20 protein-coding genes are annotated in these 17,793 nt (G+C 73.3%); 14 read left to right on the top strand and 6 right to left on the bottom strand.

Annotation, left to right across the window (positions count from 1 at the left end; genetic code table 11):
• Window positions 1-254 precede the first annotated feature (254 nt).
• From ABD207_RS09780 to ABD207_RS09795, 4 genes are all read left to right on the top strand, one after another.
• The gene (locus tag ABD207_RS09780; protein WP_344011649.1) at window positions 255-1,466 is read left to right on the top strand and encodes an NYN domain-containing protein; all 1,212 of its coding nucleotides are present in this window, start codon (window positions 255-257) and stop codon (window positions 1,464-1,466) included.
• A 96-nt stretch (window positions 1,467-1,562) separates the two neighbouring features.
• Window positions 1,563-2,537 carry an ABC transporter ATP-binding protein gene (locus ABD207_RS09785; RefSeq protein ID WP_344011753.1) on the top strand — a complete coding sequence of 325 codons (975 nt, stop codon included), beginning with the start codon at window positions 1,563-1,565 and terminating at the stop codon, window positions 2,535-2,537.
• 122 nt (window positions 2,538-2,659) lie between these two features.
• A complete protein-coding gene (locus ABD207_RS09790) occupies window positions 2,660-3,481 on the top strand; it encodes an ABC transporter permease (protein ID WP_344011651.1) in 822 nt (273 codons plus the stop codon).
• A 35-nt stretch (window positions 3,482-3,516) separates the two neighbouring features.
• Window positions 3,517-4,251, top strand: a complete 735-nt coding sequence (locus tag ABD207_RS09795; protein ID WP_344011652.1) for an AAA family ATPase — start codon at window positions 3,517-3,519, stop codon at window positions 4,249-4,251.
• 407 nt (window positions 4,252-4,658) lie between these two features.
• Here ABD207_RS09795 and ybaK read toward each other — a convergent pair whose 3' ends face one another.
• From ybaK to ABD207_RS09815, 4 genes are all read right to left on the bottom strand, one after another.
• Window positions 4,659-5,159, bottom strand: a complete 501-nt coding sequence (ybaK, locus tag ABD207_RS09800; RefSeq protein ID WP_344011654.1) for a Cys-tRNA(Pro) deacylase — start codon at window positions 5,157-5,159, stop codon at window positions 4,659-4,661.
• Window positions 5,160-5,171: 12 nt separating this feature from the next.
• Window positions 5,172-5,912, bottom strand: coding sequence for an LON peptidase substrate-binding domain-containing protein (locus tag ABD207_RS09805; RefSeq protein ID WP_344011656.1), 741 nt, complete (start codon window positions 5,910-5,912; stop codon window positions 5,172-5,174).
• A gap of 11 nt (window positions 5,913-5,923) precedes the next feature.
• On the bottom strand, window positions 5,924-6,955 hold the full coding sequence (locus tag ABD207_RS09810; RefSeq protein WP_344011657.1) for a hypothetical protein: 1,032 nt from the start codon (window positions 6,953-6,955) through the stop codon (window positions 5,924-5,926).
• A gap of 186 nt (window positions 6,956-7,141) precedes the next feature.
• The gene (locus ABD207_RS09815; protein WP_344011659.1) at window positions 7,142-8,719 is read right to left on the bottom strand and encodes an oxidoreductase; all 1,578 of its coding nucleotides are present in this window, start codon (window positions 8,717-8,719) and stop codon (window positions 7,142-7,144) included.
• A gap of 192 nt (window positions 8,720-8,911) precedes the next feature.
• On the opposite strand from ABD207_RS09815, the gene hisD reads away from it, so the two are divergent.
• Genes hisD through hisF form a run of 8 tightly spaced genes read left to right on the top strand, consistent with a single transcriptional unit; the run spans window position 8,912 to window position 14,627 of the window.
• A complete protein-coding gene (gene hisD / locus ABD207_RS09820) occupies window positions 8,912-10,237 on the top strand; it encodes a histidinol dehydrogenase (protein ID WP_344011661.1) in 1,326 nt (441 codons plus the stop codon).
• The gene (locus tag ABD207_RS09825; protein ID WP_344011664.1) at window positions 10,234-11,346 is read left to right on the top strand and encodes a histidinol-phosphate transaminase; all 1,113 of its coding nucleotides are present in this window, start codon (window positions 10,234-10,236) and stop codon (window positions 11,344-11,346) included. The genes hisD and ABD207_RS09825 overlap by 4 nt, the downstream gene beginning before the upstream one ends.
• Window positions 11,343-11,936 carry an imidazoleglycerol-phosphate dehydratase HisB gene (gene hisB, locus ABD207_RS09830; RefSeq protein ID WP_344011666.1) on the top strand — a complete coding sequence of 198 codons (594 nt, stop codon included), beginning with the start codon at window positions 11,343-11,345 and terminating at the stop codon, window positions 11,934-11,936. Before ABD207_RS09825 ends, hisB begins: the two co-directional genes overlap by 4 nt.
• Window positions 11,933-12,091, top strand: a complete 159-nt coding sequence (locus tag ABD207_RS09835; RefSeq protein WP_167994775.1) for a hypothetical protein — start codon at window positions 11,933-11,935, stop codon at window positions 12,089-12,091. The genes hisB and ABD207_RS09835 overlap by 4 nt, the downstream gene beginning before the upstream one ends.
• A gap of 1 nt (window position 12,092) precedes the next feature.
• Window positions 12,093-12,734 (top strand): imidazole glycerol phosphate synthase subunit HisH, encoded by a 642-nt coding sequence (hisH, locus tag ABD207_RS09840; RefSeq protein WP_344011668.1) that lies wholly within the window; start codon window positions 12,093-12,095, stop codon window positions 12,732-12,734.
• On the top strand, window positions 12,734-13,462 hold the full coding sequence (gene priA / locus ABD207_RS09845) for a bifunctional 1-(5-phosphoribosyl)-5-((5-phosphoribosylamino)methylideneamino)imidazole-4-carboxamide isomerase/phosphoribosylanthranilate isomerase PriA (RefSeq protein ID WP_344011670.1): 729 nt from the start codon (window positions 12,734-12,736) through the stop codon (window positions 13,460-13,462). Before hisH ends, priA begins: the two co-directional genes overlap by 1 nt.
• A complete protein-coding gene (locus ABD207_RS09850) occupies window positions 13,459-13,875 on the top strand; it encodes a RidA family protein (RefSeq protein WP_344011672.1) in 417 nt (138 codons plus the stop codon). Before priA ends, ABD207_RS09850 begins: the two co-directional genes overlap by 4 nt.
• The gene (hisF, locus tag ABD207_RS09855) at window positions 13,872-14,627 is read left to right on the top strand and encodes an imidazole glycerol phosphate synthase subunit HisF (protein ID WP_344011674.1); all 756 of its coding nucleotides are present in this window, start codon (window positions 13,872-13,874) and stop codon (window positions 14,625-14,627) included. The genes ABD207_RS09850 and hisF overlap by 4 nt, the downstream gene beginning before the upstream one ends.
• A 9-nt stretch (window positions 14,628-14,636) precedes the next feature.
• Here the strand turns inward: hisF and ABD207_RS09860 are convergent, their stop codons facing one another.
• Both ABD207_RS09860 and ABD207_RS09865 read right to left on the bottom strand, forming a co-directional pair.
• The gene (locus ABD207_RS09860; protein WP_344011675.1) at window positions 14,637-15,035 is read right to left on the bottom strand and encodes a VOC family protein; all 399 of its coding nucleotides are present in this window, start codon (window positions 15,033-15,035) and stop codon (window positions 14,637-14,639) included.
• A 26-nt stretch (window positions 15,036-15,061) separates the two neighbouring features.
• Window positions 15,062-15,697 carry a TIGR03085 family metal-binding protein gene (locus tag ABD207_RS09865; RefSeq protein WP_344011677.1) on the bottom strand — a complete coding sequence of 212 codons (636 nt, stop codon included), beginning with the start codon at window positions 15,695-15,697 and terminating at the stop codon, window positions 15,062-15,064.
• Between the two features lie 83 nt (window positions 15,698-15,780).
• On the opposite strand from ABD207_RS09865, the gene hisI reads away from it, so the two are divergent.
• Together hisI and ABD207_RS09875 are read left to right on the top strand one after the other, a co-directional pair.
• Window positions 15,781-16,224, top strand: a complete 444-nt coding sequence (hisI, locus tag ABD207_RS09870) for a phosphoribosyl-AMP cyclohydrolase (RefSeq protein ID WP_344011679.1) — start codon at window positions 15,781-15,783, stop codon at window positions 16,222-16,224.
• 11 nt (window positions 16,225-16,235) lie between these two features.
• The gene (locus ABD207_RS09875) at window positions 16,236-17,759 is read left to right on the top strand and encodes an anthranilate synthase component I (protein ID WP_344011680.1); all 1,524 of its coding nucleotides are present in this window, start codon (window positions 16,236-16,238) and stop codon (window positions 17,757-17,759) included.
• The last annotated feature ends 34 nt before the right edge of the window (window positions 17,760-17,793 follow it).

Below are 17,793 nucleotides of genomic sequence, written 5' to 3' on the forward strand. Positions count from 1 at the left end.
CGACGTTGGACGCCCTCGTCTCATGTCCGCAGGCGATCCCTTGGACTCATTCATCTAGGGGCCAGGGCCGGAACCAGGTTCACATAGTCGTATAACGCGCGCGAGTCGGACAATTACCGTGTGTCACAAGTGCGGTCGGGGGAGGAAGTGTGGAAACGCCACGCCGAAGATCGAGTTCGAGCCGTTAACCCCGGCACGGTCGGGCAGACTCGACTCAAGCCCGAAGCAAACCTCCCGGAAAGAGGGTGGATCGCGTGGACCGCTGCATCGTCCTGGTGGACGCCGGGTATCTGCTGGGGGCCGCCGCAAGTCTCCTCGCCGGGGAACCCTCACGGTCCCGGATCACCGTGGACCACGCCGCTCTCATCCAGGGCCTGCGCGAACGCGCCGAGTCCGACACCCAGCAGCCGCTGCTGCGCATCTACTGGTTCGACGGCGCGCCCGACCGCGTCCCGCAGCCCGAGCACCGGCGGCTGCGCGTGATGCCCCGGGTCACCGTCCGGCTCGGCGCCCTCACCCGCAGTGACGGCCGCTGGGCGCAGAAGGGCGTGGACGCCGCCATGCACGCCGAGCTGACCGAACTGGCCCGCAACCGCGCCTGCTCCGACATCGTGCTGGTCACCGGCGACGGCGACCTGCTGCCGGGCATGATGGCCGCCAAGGAGCACGGCGTCGCCGTCCACCTGTGGGCCGTGCAGGCCGCCGACGGCGACTACAACCAGTCCGAGGACCTGGTCGCCGAGGCCGACGAGCGCCGGGTGCTCGACCGGGCCTGGATCGTCAAGGCGGTACGGGCCAAGGACATCAGCGGGGTGTGCGCGCCCCCGCCCGTCGCCCGCCCCGAGATCGCCGCGATCCTCTCCGCCCCGCTGCCCGAGTCCGCGCTCCCCGCCGCCTCCGAACGCGCCGCCCAGCCGGCCGCGCACCCCGCGCCCGCCGTGTCCAACGGCTCGGCGGAGCGCACACCGGTGGCCAGGGCCGTGCCCACCCCGAAGGACCTGGCCGCCCTGCGCGCCCCCGGCACCGCCGCGCCGCCCGCGCCGCCCGCCTCCGCCACCCTGCGCTGGTCCTCCGACAAGGGCTGGGTGGACCGGCCCGTCACCGAGCCCCCCGAGGCCGCGTCCATGCCGACGCTCGCCCAGCTCACCACCGCCGAGCAGCGGTGGGCCGACCGCGAGGAGGACATCACCACCGTCGGCGGCGACCCCTACGAGGTGGGGCAGGTCTTCGCCCGGCGCTGGGTGGAACGTCTCGGCGACCAGAGCCACCTGCAGAGGCTGTCCGGCATGTACCCGCGCATCCCGCACCGCATCGACGGCGAGCTGCTGCGCTACGCCGCCCGCTTCGGCCTGCTCGCCCACAAGGACGACCAGATCGACGAGCGCGACCGTTACGCCATCCGTGCGGGATTCTGGCGAGAGATCGACGTGCGCACCGGCACCGAGCGGGCGGCGGCCGCCGAGTAACCTCCGCCCCGGAAACCGGGCGGGCCCGCCGACCCCGTAGTCTCGTCCCTTGTGAGTACGCGCGCGGCACAGGCATTCCGGCACGGCGGTGAGGCCGTGTGCACGGTGCGCGGGCTGACCAAGACCTACCCGGCGGCGCGCGGCCGCCGCGGGGTGCCGGCGACGCCCGAGGTCAGGGCCACCGACGACGTGGACCTCGACATCCGGCGCGGGGAGATCTTCGGACTGCTCGGGCCGAACGGCGCCGGCAAGTCCACCCTGGTGCGCCAGCTCACCGGGCTTATGCGCCCCGACCGCGGCACGGTTCAGATCCTCGGCCACGACATCGTCCGCCACCCCGAGCGCGCCTCCCGCATCCTCGCCTACCTCGGCCAGGAGTCCACCGCGCTGGACGAGCTGACCGTGTCCCTCGCCGCCGAGACCACCGGACGGCTGCGCGGCCTCGGCGTCCGGCGGGCGCGGGCCGAGCGCGACGCGGTGCTGGAGGAGCTGGGCCTGACCGCGCTGGCCGGCCGCCCGCTGCGCAAGCTCTCCGGCGGCCAGCGGCGGCTCGCCTGCTTCGCCGCCGCGCTGGTGGGCGAGCGCCCCCTGCTGGTGCTCGACGAGCCCACCACCGGCATGGACCCGGTGGCGCGGCGCGCCGTGTGGTCCGCCGTCGACCGGCGGCGCGCCGAGCACGGCACCACGGTGCTGCTGGTCACCCACAACGTCATCGAGGCCGAGACCGTCCTCGACCGCGTCGCCGTGCTCGACCGGGGCCGGGTCATCGCCTGCGACAGCCCCGCCGGGCTGAAGGAGCAGGTCGCCGGCGAGGTCCGGGTCGAGCTGGTGTGGCGCGAGGCCGCGCCGCTGCACGTGCCCGAGGTCGCCGCGCTGCGGGACCGGGCGGCCGAGTCGGGCCGCCGGTGGACCCTGCGGCTCGCCCCCGAGGAGGCCCGTACGGTCGTCGCCACCGTCACCGGCGGGGCCGCCTTCGCCGCCCTGGACGACTTCACGCTGGCCACGCCCAGCCTGGAGGACGTCTATCTGGCGCTCGGCGGAGCCGTGCGGCGAGGGCTGGTGAAGGCGTGAGCGGCACGGTGAGCACACCCGGCACGGCATCCGTACGGAACAGGGCGACCGCCTCGGCGGGACCGGACGCACCTCCCGGGGACCCTGCGAGCGCATCTTCTGGCGAAGGGGAGCAGCACGACGTGAGTGTCGTACCCGCCGATGTCCTGCCGGGCGGCGTCCTGGCCGCGGAGGAGACCGCCGGCCGGCCGGCCGAGCTCGGTCCGCGGGCACGGCTGTGGCCCTCGCTGGCGGCCGTGTACCGGGCGCAGCTGTCCCGGGCGCGGGTGGCGCGCATCCCGCTGCTGTTCGTGGCGACCTTCCAGTCGGTCGGGATCATGATCCTGATGCGCGGGGTCGTCGACGGCGGCGGCGAGGCGCGGGCGGTGGTCGCCGGCTCCTCGGTGCTGGTCGTCGCCTTCGTGGCGCTGAACCTGCTGGCGCAGTACTTCGGGCAGCTGCGGGCGAGCGGCGGGCTCGACCACTACGCCACGCTGCCGGTGCCGCCGGCCGCGGTGGTGCTGGGCGCGGCCGGCGCATACGCCTCGTTCACCGTGCCCGGGACCGTGGTGACGGCCGTGTTCGGCTGCGTGCTGTTCGGGCTGCCGCTGGCGCATCTGTGGGTGCTGGCCGCGGTGATCCCGCTCGCCGGGGCCGCGCTCGCCGGGCTAGGGGCGGCGCTGGGCCTGCTCGCCCCGCGGCCGGAACTGGCGACCCTGCTGGGGCAGCTGGGCATGTCCGCCGCGCTGCTGCTCGGGGTGCTGCCGGCCGAGCGGATGCCCGAGGCGGTGCGCCTCGCCCGGGACCTGCTGCCCTCGACCTACGGGGTGGACGCCTTCGCCCGCACCTTCGAGGCGCAGCCCGGCTGGGGGCTGGTGCTCGGCGACCTCGCCGTGTGCGGGGTGGTCGGGGTGCTCTCGCTGGGCGTCGCCACCTGGGCCTACCGCAGGGCCGCCGTCCGGTGACACACGCCGGGGCGGAGCCTGGCACGATGGGCAGGGTGAGCGCACCTCTGACACCACCACCGCCGCACGAACACTCCTCGCCCGACGGGTGGCGGGGTCAGTCGCCGTCGTCGCCCGCCGCGGGGCAGCTCGCGGCGGCGACGCCCAAGGACGCCGGGCCGGGGAAGCCGGGGCATGCCGCGGACACCGGGCTCGGGTGGTACGGGCAGGACGGGCCCGGGATGAAGACGGAGATGCGGGAAGCCGTGGTGACGGCGGTCGCGGTGGCGCTCAGCGGGGTGCTGCTGGGCCTGCTGTGGTGGTGGCTGGCGCCGCGCGTGGCGTACGTGGGCGACGTGACCGGCGACAGCTGGGTCGTCTACGTCAAGGACACCGAGGGCGAGCAGGCGGTGGGCGCCGACGGCACCTTCACCCTGCTGGCCCTGGGCTTCGGCGTGGTGAGCGGGCTGGTCGTCTTCCTGCTGCGGCGGCGCGGGGGAGTGCCGCTGGTGGCCGGGATGGCGCTCGGCGGGCTGCTGGGCTCGCTGCTGGCCTGGCGGGTCGGCGTGTGGCTGGGACCGGACCAGGACCTGATCGCCCAGGCCCGGGAGGCGGGCCGGGGCGTCGCCTTCGACGCGCCGCTCGAACTGGGCGCGAAGGGGGCACTGCTGGCCTGGTCCATGGCGGCGCTTGTGCTGCACCTCGGCCTGACGGCCCTGTTCGGCCCGCGCGACCCCGAGCACTTCCCGCCGCCCCCGGAGCAGAACAGCACCGTGCGCCTGGAGAAGTAGCACCGGGCAACGCAACGGAAGAAGCGGCACCGGGCGCCGGAGAACTCCGGGCCCCGCGACGCAGCACCGGGCCCCGGCCCTCGTACGTCCGGTACGGGGACCGGGGCCCGGTACGTCGCGCCCGTGCATGACGCCGTCCGCAGCGGCTCGCCGGCGGACGACGGGTACCTCGGATACCTCGGATACCTCGGATTCCTACGCCGGCCGGCGCCCGTGGTTCGCGCGGCCCTTCCTGGTACGCCACCTGCGTTTGCGCGTCCTCTTCGACATGTCCTTTCTCGATAGCCGAGGAGGAGAGGGACGTCGAGGGGCCCCGCGCGAACGCCGGAAGCACGTCCGAAAACACGCGCCCGCCGGGAGCCGCCCGCGGCGCTCGCCGAGAGGCCCTGCGCGGGCGCCCGGGGAGGCTACGGGCGGGCGATGGGCGCCAGCGTCGCCGAGGTCAGCTTGGCCAGGGTGTCCGGGGCGAGTTCCACCTCCAGGCCCCTGCGGCCCGCCGAGACGCAGATCGTGGTGTGGCCCGTCGCCGACTCGTCCAGGACCGTGGGCAGCTTCTTGCGCTGCCCCAGCGGCGAGATGCCGCCGCGGACATAGCCGGTGGTGCGTTCCGCGAGCGCCGGGTCGGCCATCGTCGCCCGCTTGCCGCCCACCGCCGACGCCAGGGCCTTCAGGTCCAGCTGGCCCGCCACCGGCACGACGGCCACCGTCAGTCGGCCGTCGACCTCGGCGACCAGGGTCTTGAACACCCGCTCGGGGGAGACGCCCATGGCCTCGGCCGCCTCCTCGCCGTAGGAGGGGTGGGACGGGTCGTGCTCGTAGGAGTGGAGCGTGAACTCGGCGCCCGCCGCGGCCAGGGCCACCGTCGCCGGCGTCCCGCCGGACTGCTGCTTCTTGGACTTCTTCGCCATCAGGCACAGACCTCAGTTGAGATGCGTCGGGCCGCGCGTCAGATCCGGCGCGGGCAACGACGGCAGGCTACGGATGATCGCCGTCTCCGCGCGCAGGAGTTTCAGTTCGTCGCGGAGCCGGGACGCGGTGTCCGGTGCCTGCAGCAGCCGCTGCTTCGTCGGCGTGTCCAGCACCATCGCCGCGGCGACCAGATAGGAGACGACGCCCGGCTCGTCCGGCAGTTCCGCGCCGGTCGCCAGCGACCGCTCCCGCGCCCCCGCCAGCCGCTTCTGGTACTGCCGGAACGCCCGCAGCACGCCCTCCGCCAGAGCCCCCGCCTCGTCGCCCGGCTCCTCGGCGACCGGCTCCAGTTCGGCGGTGAGGAACGGCCCGGAGGCGTCCACCGACAGCAGCTTCACCCGGGTCGTCCCGGTCGCCAGGACCTCGAAGGTGCCGTCCGCCCGCTCCCGGACCGTCGCCGCGTCGGCCACACAGCCCACCTTGTGGAAGGCCTTCATCGGATCCGGGCCGAAGCCCGCCGCGGGCCCGCGCTCCGGCAGCGCCGTCGGGTCGGGCATGCCGGGGGCGCTCGGCGCGACCTCGTGCCCGTCACGGATCGCCACGACGGCGAACCGGCGGGGTTCGTCCTCGGGCGTCTTCAGCAGGTCGCGCATCATGGCGCGGTAGCGCTCCTCGAAGACGTTGAGCGGAAGCACGAGCCCCGGGAACAGCACCGAGTTCAGGGGAAAGAGCGGGAGCCGGACGGTGGTCACGACGCAAAAGCCTAATGGTCGCCGGAGCGCACGTGCCGTCCCCGTTCACGGAGTGGATGGCCGCGCCCGCGACCCGTGGCCAAGGCCGCCCGCACCTCCCGGCGCACCTGGAGGAACCGGCCGAGCGGATCGTCCGCGTCCCGGTCCCAGGGGAAGCTCGTGGCGTACACGCCGATGAGGCCCAGCTGCTCCAGCGCCTCCGCCCAGCGCTCCAGGCGGACCAGCACATACGTCAGCAGATTGCGCGGCTCGGCCGGCCAGGCGTGGCCCGCCGGGAACCGCGCGGACAGGGCCACGGCCCGGTCGGCCGCCGCCTCCAGCCGCGCCCGCGGCAGCGGGGGACCGCAGCCGTCGGTGAGGTAGCCGAACGCCGCCCGCAGCGGCAGCGCCTGGGTGAGCGAGTCGTCCGGCGCGTCCTGGGCGGCCAGCTCGGCGAAATCGAAGCACTCGCGGTGCGAGCCGTGCCAGGAGGACGCGAGATAGCTCAGGGCCGCGACATGGCAGCCGTAGTGGTGCGGGGCGCGGCGGACGGCCGCCGCCCACAGATCCTCGAAGTAGGTGTGGCCGGCGCGGGCGCCCCGGGCGTGGTCCAGGGCGAGCCGCCAGGGCACCGGGTCACCGTTGTCCGCCTTGGCCGCCGCGGTGATCAGCGGGCTCACCTCGCGCAGCAGTTCCGTGCGCGCGGGGGAGTCCCAGGCGCGGTCCACCGCCACCTGGGCGTCGACCAGCAGCGCGTCCCCGTCGTGCGGGGCGGCGGCCCGCCAGGAGGTCAGCCAGCCGGGCCGCGACCGCGCGAAGACCGCCAGGCGCCGTACGTAGCGGTCGCGGCGCTCCCAGGCCTTGGTGCGCCGGGTGGCCGCGAGCAGCTCCGCGGCCGGGACGAAGTCCCCCTGCGCGGCACCGACCAGCGCCGGGCCCAGCGCGTCGTCGGGCGCGTCGAGCAGCACCTCGTCGTCGGCGGGCAGCACGGCGCCGACGGCGGGCGAGGGAGCCGCCCTTCTTCGCACCCGGGGAGAGCGGGTGAACGCGTGCAGCAGAGCCATGGTCCAACCATTGAAAGTCCGCTGGTCACAGGCGCGCCAGAGGCATCGCCGAAGTCGCGGAAAGTTGTACTGCGGCCGGTCAAGGGCAGGTAAAACAACGTCAGGCGGGCGGGCGGAGCAGGGGATGCCCAGCCCGGCCGGGGCATACCGCCCGAGAACTCCGGCCCGCGGGCGCTAGCCAGCTGGCTAGTTGCGCCGCAGCGTGCGGGTCGCGCCCGCCGCCACCGTCGTCGCCAGGATCCAGCCCATCAGGATGAACGCCGCCGCCAGCCACTGCCAGCCGCCGCGCAGCTGCCAGAAACCCACCTGGCCCAGGTCGATGACCGGCAGCAGCAGATCCAGGGCGAACAGCGACGGGTTCCACGCCGGGTGCTCGCCCTCCTTGATCGGCGGATGGTCGGCGCGGGCGAAGGCCACCGAGCCGGCCGCCCACAGCACCGCCATCCACACCGCGGCCCGGCCCGGCCGGTACCCGTAGGCGACGGTCCAGTCCTGGGCGTACCCCCACAGCTTGGCCGCGAGCGGCAGGCTCTCGCGGCGCCTGCGCTGCTTGGCGAGCAGTACCTCGCGGGCGTCCTCGTCCGCGCCGCCCTCCCGCAGCACGGCGGCCAGCCGCTCGTAGGGCTCCGGGTTGTACTCGGCGCTCGCCGCCCCCGCCCACCGGATCCGCTTCTCCAGCGGGAACGGCCCGCGCGGCACCAGGTTCTCGTAGGTGAAGCCGCCCATCTGCAGCCGCCCCGGGCCGGGCCAGCTGTCCACCCGGTCCATCAGGTTCACCACCCGGGCCCCCGACAGCACCACCTGGCCGCGCACCGGACGCTCGCAGAGGAAGCGCAGCTCGGGCGTCTGCACCCGGCGCATCGACAGCTCCTGCTCGTCGGTGAAGGCGAACCGGGCCCCCTCGAGGTCCACCGCGTCCCCGAAGCGCCCGTCGTCCAGCCGCACCCCGCCCTGGCACTCGAAGCGCTGGATCCGGGTGCCGCGCGCCGGGGTCATCCCGCTCCTCGCGTGGGGGCCGAGGCCCGCCGGGGTCAGATACAGCGACCGCCCGACCGTCAGCTGGGGCGCGTTGAGCGCGTGCCGGGTGTTCGGGTTGAGCAGCCGGGCCCCGCGCAGGTTCAGCGAGACGCCGATCGTGGCGCCGCGCAGGCTCAGCTCCCCGTGCGACTGGAGCATCTCCGCCTGCAGGTCCTGACCGACCGTCAGGCCGTCCCCGGCGAGCGAGCGGCCGCTGCGGTCGCGGTGCACCACCGCCTGGTTGAGCAGCAGATCGGTGCCTATCCGGGCGTCGGTCAGCCGTATGCCGCGCAGGAAGCGGCAGCGCGGCAGATGCAGATCGCCCTCGGTGTGCAGCCGGGCGGCCTCCAGGCGCGGCACCGCGCAGTCCACCAGCCGCACCGTGGTGAAGCGGGCCTCCGGCAGCAGCACCTCCCGCTCGAAGCGGCAGCCGCGCAGCTCCACGTACGGGACCACGGCGCCGCCGGCCAGGTCCAGCGTGCCGCTGATCAGCACCCCGGCCAGCTTCAGCGAGGAGACCCGGCCGGCCAGCGCGGGCGGGCCGTCCAGCAGCAGCCAGCACACGACGCGCGCCCGCACCGTGCGCTCCGGCCCCCACGGGTGGCCCCCGTGCGGATCGTCCACGACCGTGTCGCCGCTGCTCAGGTCGTACAGGCTGCCGCTGCGGAACGCCTGCCACATGCCCGCCTCGACGGCGGTCAGGTCCTCCGGCGGCCGCGCGGCCCCCGGTCCCGCCCCTGTGGCCACGACTGCCCCCTCCTCCCCAGCTACTTGCTGGTTCATCGCTTCGTACAGCCGTTGTGCCCGGTCATGTCACCGCTTGAACACGGAACGTGAGACGGATCGCGCCGATGTGTGCGGAGGGTCACCGCGTGACACGCGTATCAGCCATTGGACCGCGCGGACGTCCCCGCGCGCGGGTCTGAGAGAATTGGGCACGTGATCTCCCGAATCGATCTGCGCGGCGACGCCCTCCCCGAGGGCCCCGCCCTGCGTGACCTGCTGCCCCGAGCCGACTTCGACGTCGCGGCCGCCCTGGAGAAGGTGCGTCCCATCTGCGAGGCCGTGCATCATCGTGGCGACGCGGCGCTGATCGACTTCGCCGAGAAGTTCGACGGGGTGCGGCTGGAAAGCGTCCGGGTGCCGACCCAGGCGCTCACCGACGCCCTCGAGCAGCTGGACCCGGCCGTGCGGGCGGCCCTGGAGGAGTCCATCCGCCGCGCCCGGCTCGTCCACCGCGAGCAGCGCCGCTCCACCCGCACCACCCAGGTCGTGCCCGGCGGCACGGTCACCGAGAAGTGGGTGCCCGTCGACCGCGTGGGCCTGTACGCGCCCGGCGGCCGCTCGGTCTACCCCTCGTCCGTGATCATGAATGCGGTCCCGGCGCAGGAGGCCGGCGTCCCGTCGATCGCGCTGGCCTCGCCGGCGCAGGCCGAGTTCGGCGGCCTGCCGCACCCGACGATCCTCGCGGCGTGCGCGCTGCTCGGCGTCGACGAGGTGTACGCGGCCGGCGGCGCCACCGCCGTCGCGATGTTCGCGCACGGCACCGAGTCCTGCCCGCCGGCGAACATGGTCACCGGCCCCGGCAACATCTGGGTCGCCGCCGCCAAGCGCTACTTCACCGGGAAGATCGGCATCGACGCCGAGGCCGGCCCCACCGAGATCGCGATCCTCGCGGACTCCACCGCCGACCCGGTGCACGTCGCCGCCGACCTGATCAGCCAGGCCGAACACGACCCGCTGGCCGCCGCCGTCCTGGTCACCGACTCCGCCGAGCTCGCGGACGCGGTGGAGAGGGAGCTGGAGCCGCAGGTCAAGGCCACCAAGCACATCGACGACCGGATCGTGCCCGCCCTCAGCGGCAAGCAGTCCGCCATCGTGCTGGTCGACGGCATCGACGAGGGCCTGCGGGTGGTCGACGCCTACGGCGCCGAGCACCTGGAGATCCAGACCGCCGACGCCGCCGCCGTCGCCGACCGGGTGCGCAACGCCGGCGCGATCTTCCTCGGCCCCTGGGCACCCGTCTCGCTCGGCGACTACGCGGCCGGATCCAACCACGTCCTGCCCACCGGCGGCTGCGCCTGCCACTCCTCCGGCCTGTCCGTGCAGTCCTTCCTGCGCGGCATCCACATCGTCGACTACACCGAGGACGCGCTGGCCGAGGTCGCGCACCACGTGGTGACGCTGGCGGAGGCGGAGGACCTCCCGGCGCACGGCGCGGCGATCAAGGCGAGGTTCGGCTGGAAGGTGCCCGAGAGCAAGTGAGCGACGTGAGGATCGACGACCTGCCCGTGCGGGACGAGCTGCGCGGCAAGTCCCCCTACGGGGCGCCCCAGCTCGACGTGCCCGTACGGCTGAACACCAACGAGAACCCCTACCCGCTGCCCGAGCCGCTGGTCGAGCGGATCGCCGAGCGGGTCCGCGAGGCCGCCCGCGGCCTCAACCGCTACCCGGACCGGGACGCGGTGGAGCTGCGCACCCGCCTCGCCGAGTACCTGACCCGCACCTCCGGATACCGGGTCGGCGTGGAGAACGTCTGGGCGGCCAACGGCTCCAACGAGGTCATCCAGCAGCTGCTGCAGACCTTCGGCGGCCCGGGCCGCACCGCGATCGGCTTCGAGCCGTCGTACTCGATGCACGCCCTGATCGCGCGCGGCACCGGCACCGGCTGGATGTCCGGCCCGCGCGCCGACGACTTCACCATCGACCTGCCCGCCGCCGAGAAGGCGATCGCCGAGAACCAGCCGGACGTCGTCTTCGTCACCACCCCCAACAACCCCACCGGCAACGCGGTGCCGCGCGAGACCGTCCTCGCGCTGTACGAGGCCGCGCAGGCGGCCAAGCCGTCGATGGTGGTGGTGGACGAGGCGTACATCGAGTTCAGCCACGGCGACTCGCTGCTCGGCCTGCTCGAGGGCCGGCCGCACCTGGTGATCTCGCGGACCATGTCCAAGGCGTTCGGCGCGGCCGGGCTGCGCCTCGGCTATCTGGCCGCCCACCCGGCGGTGGTGGACGCCGTCCAGCTGGTCCGGCTGCCCTACCACCTCTCGGCGGTGACCCAGGCCACCGCGCTGGCCGCCCTGGAACACACCGACATGCTGCTCGGTTATGTCGAGCAGCTGAAGGCCGAACGGGACCGGCTGGTCGCCGAGCTGCGGGCGATCGGCTATGAGGTGATCGAGTCGGACGCCAACTTCGTGCAGTTCGGCCGGTTCGACGACGCCCACCGGGCCTGGCAGCGGATCCTCGACCGGGGCGTCCTGGTCCGGGACAACGGCGTGCCGGGGTGGCTGCGGGTCACCGCCGGCACTCCGGAGGAGAACGACGCGTTCCTCGACGCGGTACGGGACATCAAGAAGGAGCAGAGCGAATGAGCCGCGTTGGACGCGTGGAGCGCACCACCAAGGAGACCTCGGTGCTGGTCGAGATAGACCTCGACGGCACCGGGCGGACCGAGATCTCCACCGGGGTCGGCTTCTACGACCACATGCTCGACCAGCTCGGCCGGCACGGTCTGTTCGACCTGACCGTGAAGACCGAGGGTGACCTGCACATCGACTCCCACCACACCATCGAGGACACCGCCCTCGCGCTGGGCGCCGCCTTCAAGCAGGCGCTCGGCGACAAGAAGGGGATCTACCGCTTCGGCAACTGCACGGTCCCGCTGGACGAGTCCCTCGCGCAGGTCACCGTCGACCTCTCCGGCCGCCCCTACCTGGTGCACACCGAGCCGGAGAACATGGCGCCGATGATCGGCGAGTACGACGTGACGATGACCCGGCACATCCTGGAGTCCTTCGTCGCCCAGGCCCAGATCGCGCTGCACGTGCACGTGCCCTACGGGCGCAACGCGCACCACATCGTGGAGTGCCAGTTCAAGGCCCTGGCCCGGGCCCTGCGCTACGCCTGCGAGCGCGACCCGCGCGCGGAAGGGATCATTCCGTCCACCAAGGGTGCGCTGTGAACGGGCTCTCGACCGTCCTGATCGTGGTCGGGCTCTTCCTCGTCGGCGGCATCATCTCCTTCGTCAAGCAGAAGATGCCCACGAGCCTGATCGTGCTGCTCTCCATCGGCGCCGCGATGTGCCTCCTCGCCGGCGTCCTCAGGCTGGAGGTGTGAGGTGAGCACCACCAAGAAGGTCGTGGTCTTCGACTACGGCTTCGGCAATGTGCGCTCCGCCGAGCGCGCCCTCGCCCGCGTGGGTGCGGACGTCGAGATCACCCGCGACTACGACAAGGCCATGAACGCCGATGGCCTGCTGGTGCCGGGCGTCGGTGCCTTCGCCGCCTGCATGCAGGGGCTGAAGGAGGCGCGCGGCGACTGGATCGTGGACCGCCGGCTGTCCGGCGGCCGCCCCGTGATGGGCATCTGCGTCGGCATGCAGATCCTGTTCGCCCGCGGCATCGAGCACGGGGTCGAGACCGAGGGCCTGGACGAGTGGCCCGGCACGGTCGGCCCGCTCGAGGCCGACGTCGTGCCCCACATGGGCTGGAACACCGTCGACATCGCGCCCGGCTCCCAGCTGTTCGCCGGTCTCGACGACGGCACCCGCTTCTACTTCGTGCACTCCTACGCCGTCCACGACTGGCAGCTGGAGGCGCACAACCCGGCGATGCAGGCGCCCAAGGTCACCTGGGCCACGCACGGCAAGCCGTTCGTGGCGGCGGTGGAGAACGGCGCCCTGTGGGCCACCCAGTTCCACCCCGAGAAGTCCGGCGACGCCGGTGCCCAGCTGCTGAACAACTGGATCGGAACCCTCTGATGGCTGCCAAGCTCGAACTCCTCCCCGCCGTCGACGTCCGCGACGGCCAGGCCGTCCGTCTGGTGCACGGCGAGTCCGGCACCGAGACCTCCTACGGCTCGCCGCTCGAGGCCGCCCTCGCCTGGCAGCGCTCGGGCGCCGAGTGGCTGCACCTGGTCGACCTGGACGCCGCGTTCGGCACCGGCGACAACCGGGAGCTGATCGCCGAGGTCACCCGGGCCATGGACATCAAGGTGGAGCTGTCCGGCGGCATCCGCGACGACGAGACCCTCGCCGCCGCGCTCGCCACCGGCTGCACCCGCGTCAACCTGGGCACGGCCGCCCTGGAGACCCCCGAGTGGGTCGCCAAGGTCATCGCCGAGCACGGCGACAAGATCGCCGTCGGCCTCGATGTGCGCGGCACCACCCTGCGCGGCCGCGGCTGGACCCGCGACGGCGGCGACCTCTACGAGACGCTGGAGCGCCTCAACAAGGAGGGCTGCGCCCGCTACGTCGTCACCGACATCGCCAAGGACGGCACCCTGCAGGGCCCCAACCTGGAGCTGCTGAAGAACGTCTGCGCCGCCACCGACCGCCCGGTCGTCGCCTCCGGCGGGGTGTCCTCGCTGGACGACCTCAGGGCGATCGCCGAGCTGGTCCCCCTCGGTGTCGAGGGCGCCATCGTCGGGAAGGCCCTGTACGCGAAGGCATTCACCCTGGAAGAGGCCCTGGAGGCTGTGTCGCGATGACCATCGATGCCGTGCGGCGTGTGCAGAGCGGAAACCCCTGGGAGGAGTCCTTCGGCTTCGCTCGCGCCGTCGCGGCGGGCGACCTCGTCCTGGTCGCGGGCACCACCGCGTTCAAGGGCGATGTGCTCTACGGCGAGGGCGACCCGTACGAGCAGGCCAAGGTCGCCTTCACCACCGCGCTCGAGGCCATCGGCGAGTTCGGGCTGGGCGTGGAGTCCGTGGTCCGCACCCGGGTCCACCTCGCCCACGCCCGCGACGTCGACGAGGTCGGCCGGGCCCACAAGGAGCTGTTCGACCGGGTGCGACCGGTCACCACCGTGCTGGTCGTCGAGGGGTTCGTCGACCCCCGCGTCCTGGTCTCGGTGGAACTGGAAGCATTCCGAGGAAATCACCAAGGAGCCGTGACTTCATGACCCTGGCGGTCCGAGTCATCCCCTGCCTGGACGTGGACAACGGCCGGGTCGTCAAGGGCGTCAACTTCAAGAACCTGCGCGACGCGGGCGACCCCGTCGAGATGGCCAAGGTCTACGACGCCGAGGGCGCCGACGAGCTGACGTTCCTGGACATCACCGCCTCGTCCGGGAACCGCGAGACCACCTACGACGTGGTGCGCCGCACCGCCGAGCAGGTCTTCATCCCGCTCACCGTGGGCGGCGGCGTCCGCACCGCCGAGGACGTGGACAAGCTGCTGCGCGCGGGCGCCGACAAGGTCGGCGTCAACACGGCGGCGATCGCCCGCCCCGAGCTGATCCGGGAGATCGCCGAGCGCTTCGGCCGCCAGGTCCTGGTCCTGTCGGTGGACGCCCGCCGCACTCCGAGCGGCGGCTTCGAGGTCACCACCCACGGCGGCCGGCGCGGCACCGGCATCGACGCCGTCGAATGGGCCCACCAGGCCGCCGAACTGGGCGCGGGGGAGATCCTGCTCAACTCCATGGACGCCGACGGCACCAAGGACGGCTACGACCTGGAGATGATCACCGCGGTCCGCAAGCACGTCACCGTCCCGCTGATCGCCTCCGGCGGCGCCGGCAAGCTCGCCGACTTCCCGCCGGCCGTCGCCGCGGGCGCCGACGCGGTCCTCGCGGCCTCCGTCTTCCACTTCGGCGACCTGCGGATCGGCGAGGTCAAGGAGGCCCTGCGCGAGGCCGGCCACCCCGTCCGCTGACGCCGGCGTTCAGCCGAGCGGCTGGATCAGCTGGATCAGATTGCCCACCGTGTCGTCCGCGACGGCCGTGAGCACCCGGCCCCGCTCCTGCGGATCCTCCACGAAGTGGACGCCCTCCCCGCGCAGCCGTTCGTACTCCGCGCGGAGGTCGTCCACCGAGAGGACGACCGCGGGCAGCCCCGCCTCGCGCACCGCCCGGCGGTACGGCTCGGCGATCGGCCCCTGACCGGGTTCGAGCAGCAGCTCCAGATCTGGCTGCGCCCCGTCCCGCGCGCCCACCGTGACCAGCAGCGCGCCGTCGCCCAGGTCCCGGCGCCTGCGGGTCTCGAACCCCAGGACATCGGTGTAGAAGGCGTGCGCCTTCGCCACATCGTCCACGTAGACGCTGGTCATGGCGAGCTTGATCATGACGGGCCTTTCGGGTGGTGCGGCGATCAGATCCCGAGCTGCTTGGTCTCCTGCAGCTTGGCGATCGCGTCCTTGTCGCCCTCCAGCTCGACCCTGGCCGCGTTCTGCCGGCCGTAGGCGAACAGCACCAGCTCCGAGGGCTCCCCGGTCACCGTGACCACCGGGGTGCCGCGGCGGGCCACCGCCGTCTGACCGTCCGGGCGGCGCAGCACCAGACCCGTCGGCACGCCCCGGCCCATCAGCCGGGCCGTGCGCTCCAGCCGCGACCACAGCGCGTCCTGGAACACCGGGTCCAGCTCCCGCGGGGTCCAGTCGGGCTGGGCGCGGCGGACGTCCTCGGTGTGGACGTAGAACTCCACGATGTTGGACAGCTCGTCGACCTGTTTCAGGGAGAACGGCGAGAAGCGCGGCGGGCCGGTCCGGATCAGCTGGATCAGCTCCGCGTACGGCTTGTCGGCGAACTCCGCCATGACCCGTTCCAGTCGCGGCGCCAGCTGCTTGATCAGGATGCCGCCGGCGGCGTCGGGGCGGCGCTCGCGCACCACCACGTGCGCGGCCAGGTCCCGGGTTGTCCAGCCCTCGCACAGGGTCGGGGCGTCGGGGCCCGCGGTCTCCAGCAGATCGGCCAGGAGAAGTCGTTCACGCTTCGCATGGGTCGACATGCCTGCCAGCCTACGGCCGCCCCACCGGTCCGGACAGTGGACGCCGTCCGGGCGGGAGGGCCCGGCGCGGCACAATGGACCGCATGACCAGCACGCCCCCCCGTCGCCCGGCCACCGCCCCTCAGGGAGGCGCATCGCGCCACAGCGCTCCACCCGGCGGCCTCGACCCGGAGATCGCCGCGCGGCTCAAGCGCAGCCCCGACGGCCTCCTGCCCGCCATCGCCCAGCAGTACGACACCGGGGAGGTGCTGATGCTCGGCTGGATGGACGACGAGGCGCTGCACCGTACGCTCACCACCGGCCGCTGCACCTACTGGTCGCGCAGCCGCCAGGAGTACTGGGTCAAGGGCGACACCTCCGGGCACGTCCAGCACGTGAAGTCCGTCGCCCTGGACTGCGACGCCGACACGGTGCTGGTCAAGGTCGACCAGGTCGGCGCCGCCTGCCACACCGGCGCCCGCACCTGCTTCGACGCCGACGTGCTGCTGAAGGACGGCGATCACGGCGTCCCCGGCGACGGTCAGTAAGGTCAGCCGTCATGGACCTCGAGACGTTCCGCAAGCTGGCCACCGACCGCCGCGTCATCCCGGTCACCCGCAAGCTCCTCGCCGACGGCGACACACCGGTGGCGCTCTACCGCAAGCTCGCCGCCGAGCGCCCCGGCACCTTCCTGCTGGAGTCCGCGGATGGGGGTACCTCCCAGGCGTTCAGCACTGGGGGAGGACGCTCCTGGTCCCGCTACTCCTTCGTCGGCGTACGGTCGGCCGCCACCCTCACCGAGCGCGACGGGCAGGCCCACTGGCTGGGCGCGCCGCCCGTCGGCGTCCCCACCGGCGGCGACCCGCTGGCCGCGCTGCGCGCCACCCTCGAAGCCCTGCACACCCCCCGCGACCTCGCCCACGACCTGGGCCTGCCGCCCTTCACCGGCGGCATGGTCGGCTACCTCGGCTACGACATCGTGCGCCGCCTGGAGAAGATCGGCCCCGGCGAGCGCGACGACCTGAAACTGCCCGAGCTGACCATGCTGCTCACCAGCGACCTCGCCGTGATGGACCACTGGGAGGGCGCCGTCTGGCTGATCGCCAACGCGATCAACCACAACGACCTGGAGACGGGGGTCGACGAGGCCTACGCCGATGCCGTGGCCCGCCTCGACGCCATGCAGGCCGACCTCACCCGCGCGGTCGCCCAGCCCCCGGCCGTGCTGCCGCCTTCCGAACTGCCCGAGTACACCGCCCTGTGGGGCGGCCCCGACTTCCAGGCGGCCGTCGAGGACATCAAGGAGCGCATCCGCGCCGGAGAGGCCTTCCAGGTCGTCCCCTCCCAGCGGTTCGAGACCTCCTGCACGGCCACCGCGCTCGACGTCTACCGGGTGCTGCGGGCCACCAACCCGTCCCCGTACATGTACCTGTTCCGGTTCGACGGCTTCGACGTGGTCGGCTCCTCCCCCGAGGCGCTGGTGAAGGTCGAGGACGGGCAGGCCATGGTGCACCCCATCGCCGGCACCCGGCACCGCGGCACCACCCCGCAGGAGGACCAGGCCCTCGCCGAGGAGCTGCTCGCCGACCCCAAGGAGCGCGCCGAGCACCTGATGCTCGTCGACCTCGGCCGCAACGACCTCGGACGGGTCTGCGAGCCCGGCTCGGTCGAGGTGGTCGACTTCATGTCCATCGAGCGCTACTCGCACGTCATGCACATCGTCTCGACGGTCACCGGGCGGGTCGCCGCCGACCGCACCGCCTTCGACGTGCTCACCGCCTGCTTCCCGGCCGGCACGCTCTCCGGCGCCCCCAAGCCGCGCGCCATGCAGATCATCGACGAGCTGGAGCCGTCCCGGCGCGGCCTGTACGGCGGCTGCGTCGGCTACCTCGACTTCGCCGGCGACTCCGACACCGCCATCGCCATCCGCACCGCGCTGCTGCGCGACGGCACCGCCTATGTGCAGGCCGGCGCCGGGATCGTCGCCGACTCCGACCCGGTCGCCGAGGACACCGAGTGCCGCAACAAGGCGGCGGCGGTGCTGCGGGCCGTGCACACCGCGAACCGGCTGGCCACGGCCTGAGACGCCCCCCGGATGACGGTCCGCGCCCGGTCCG

It is taken from the genome of Streptomyces thermospinosisporus (assembly GCF_039526425.1).
Classification (GTDB): Bacteria; Actinomycetota; Actinomycetes; order Streptomycetales; family Streptomycetaceae; genus Streptomyces; species Streptomyces thermocarboxydovorans.

Bases quoted from the DNA above. Each gene is read 5' to 3' on its own strand.
- ybaK (WP_344011654.1), bottom strand. From the start codon at position 5,159: ATGGCGAAGAAGTCCAAGAAGCAGCAGTCCGGCGGGACGCCGGCGACG.
- ABD207_RS09810 (WP_344011657.1), bottom strand. From the start codon at position 6,955: ATGGCTCTGCTGCACGCGTTCACCCGCTCTCCCCGGGTGCGAAGAAGG.
- hisB (WP_344011666.1), top strand. From the start codon at position 11,343: ATGAGCCGCGTTGGACGCGTGGAGCGCACCACCAAGGAGACCTCGGTG.
- priA (WP_344011670.1), top strand. From the start codon at position 12,734: ATGGCTGCCAAGCTCGAACTCCTCCCCGCCGTCGACGTCCGCGACGGC.
- ABD207_RS09850 (WP_344011672.1), top strand. From the start codon at position 13,459: ATGACCATCGATGCCGTGCGGCGTGTGCAGAGCGGAAACCCCTGGGAG.
- hisF (WP_344011674.1), top strand. From the start codon at position 13,872: ATGACCCTGGCGGTCCGAGTCATCCCCTGCCTGGACGTGGACAACGGC.
- ABD207_RS09860 (WP_344011675.1), bottom strand. From the start codon at position 15,035: ATGATCAAGCTCGCCATGACCAGCGTCTACGTGGACGATGTGGCGAAG.
- ABD207_RS09865 (WP_344011677.1), bottom strand. From the start codon at position 15,697: ATGTCGACCCATGCGAAGCGTGAACGACTTCTCCTGGCCGATCTGCTG.
- hisI (WP_344011679.1), top strand. From the start codon at position 15,781: ATGACCAGCACGCCCCCCCGTCGCCCGGCCACCGCCCCTCAGGGAGGC.
- ABD207_RS09875 (WP_344011680.1), top strand. From the start codon at position 16,236: ATGGACCTCGAGACGTTCCGCAAGCTGGCCACCGACCGCCGCGTCATC.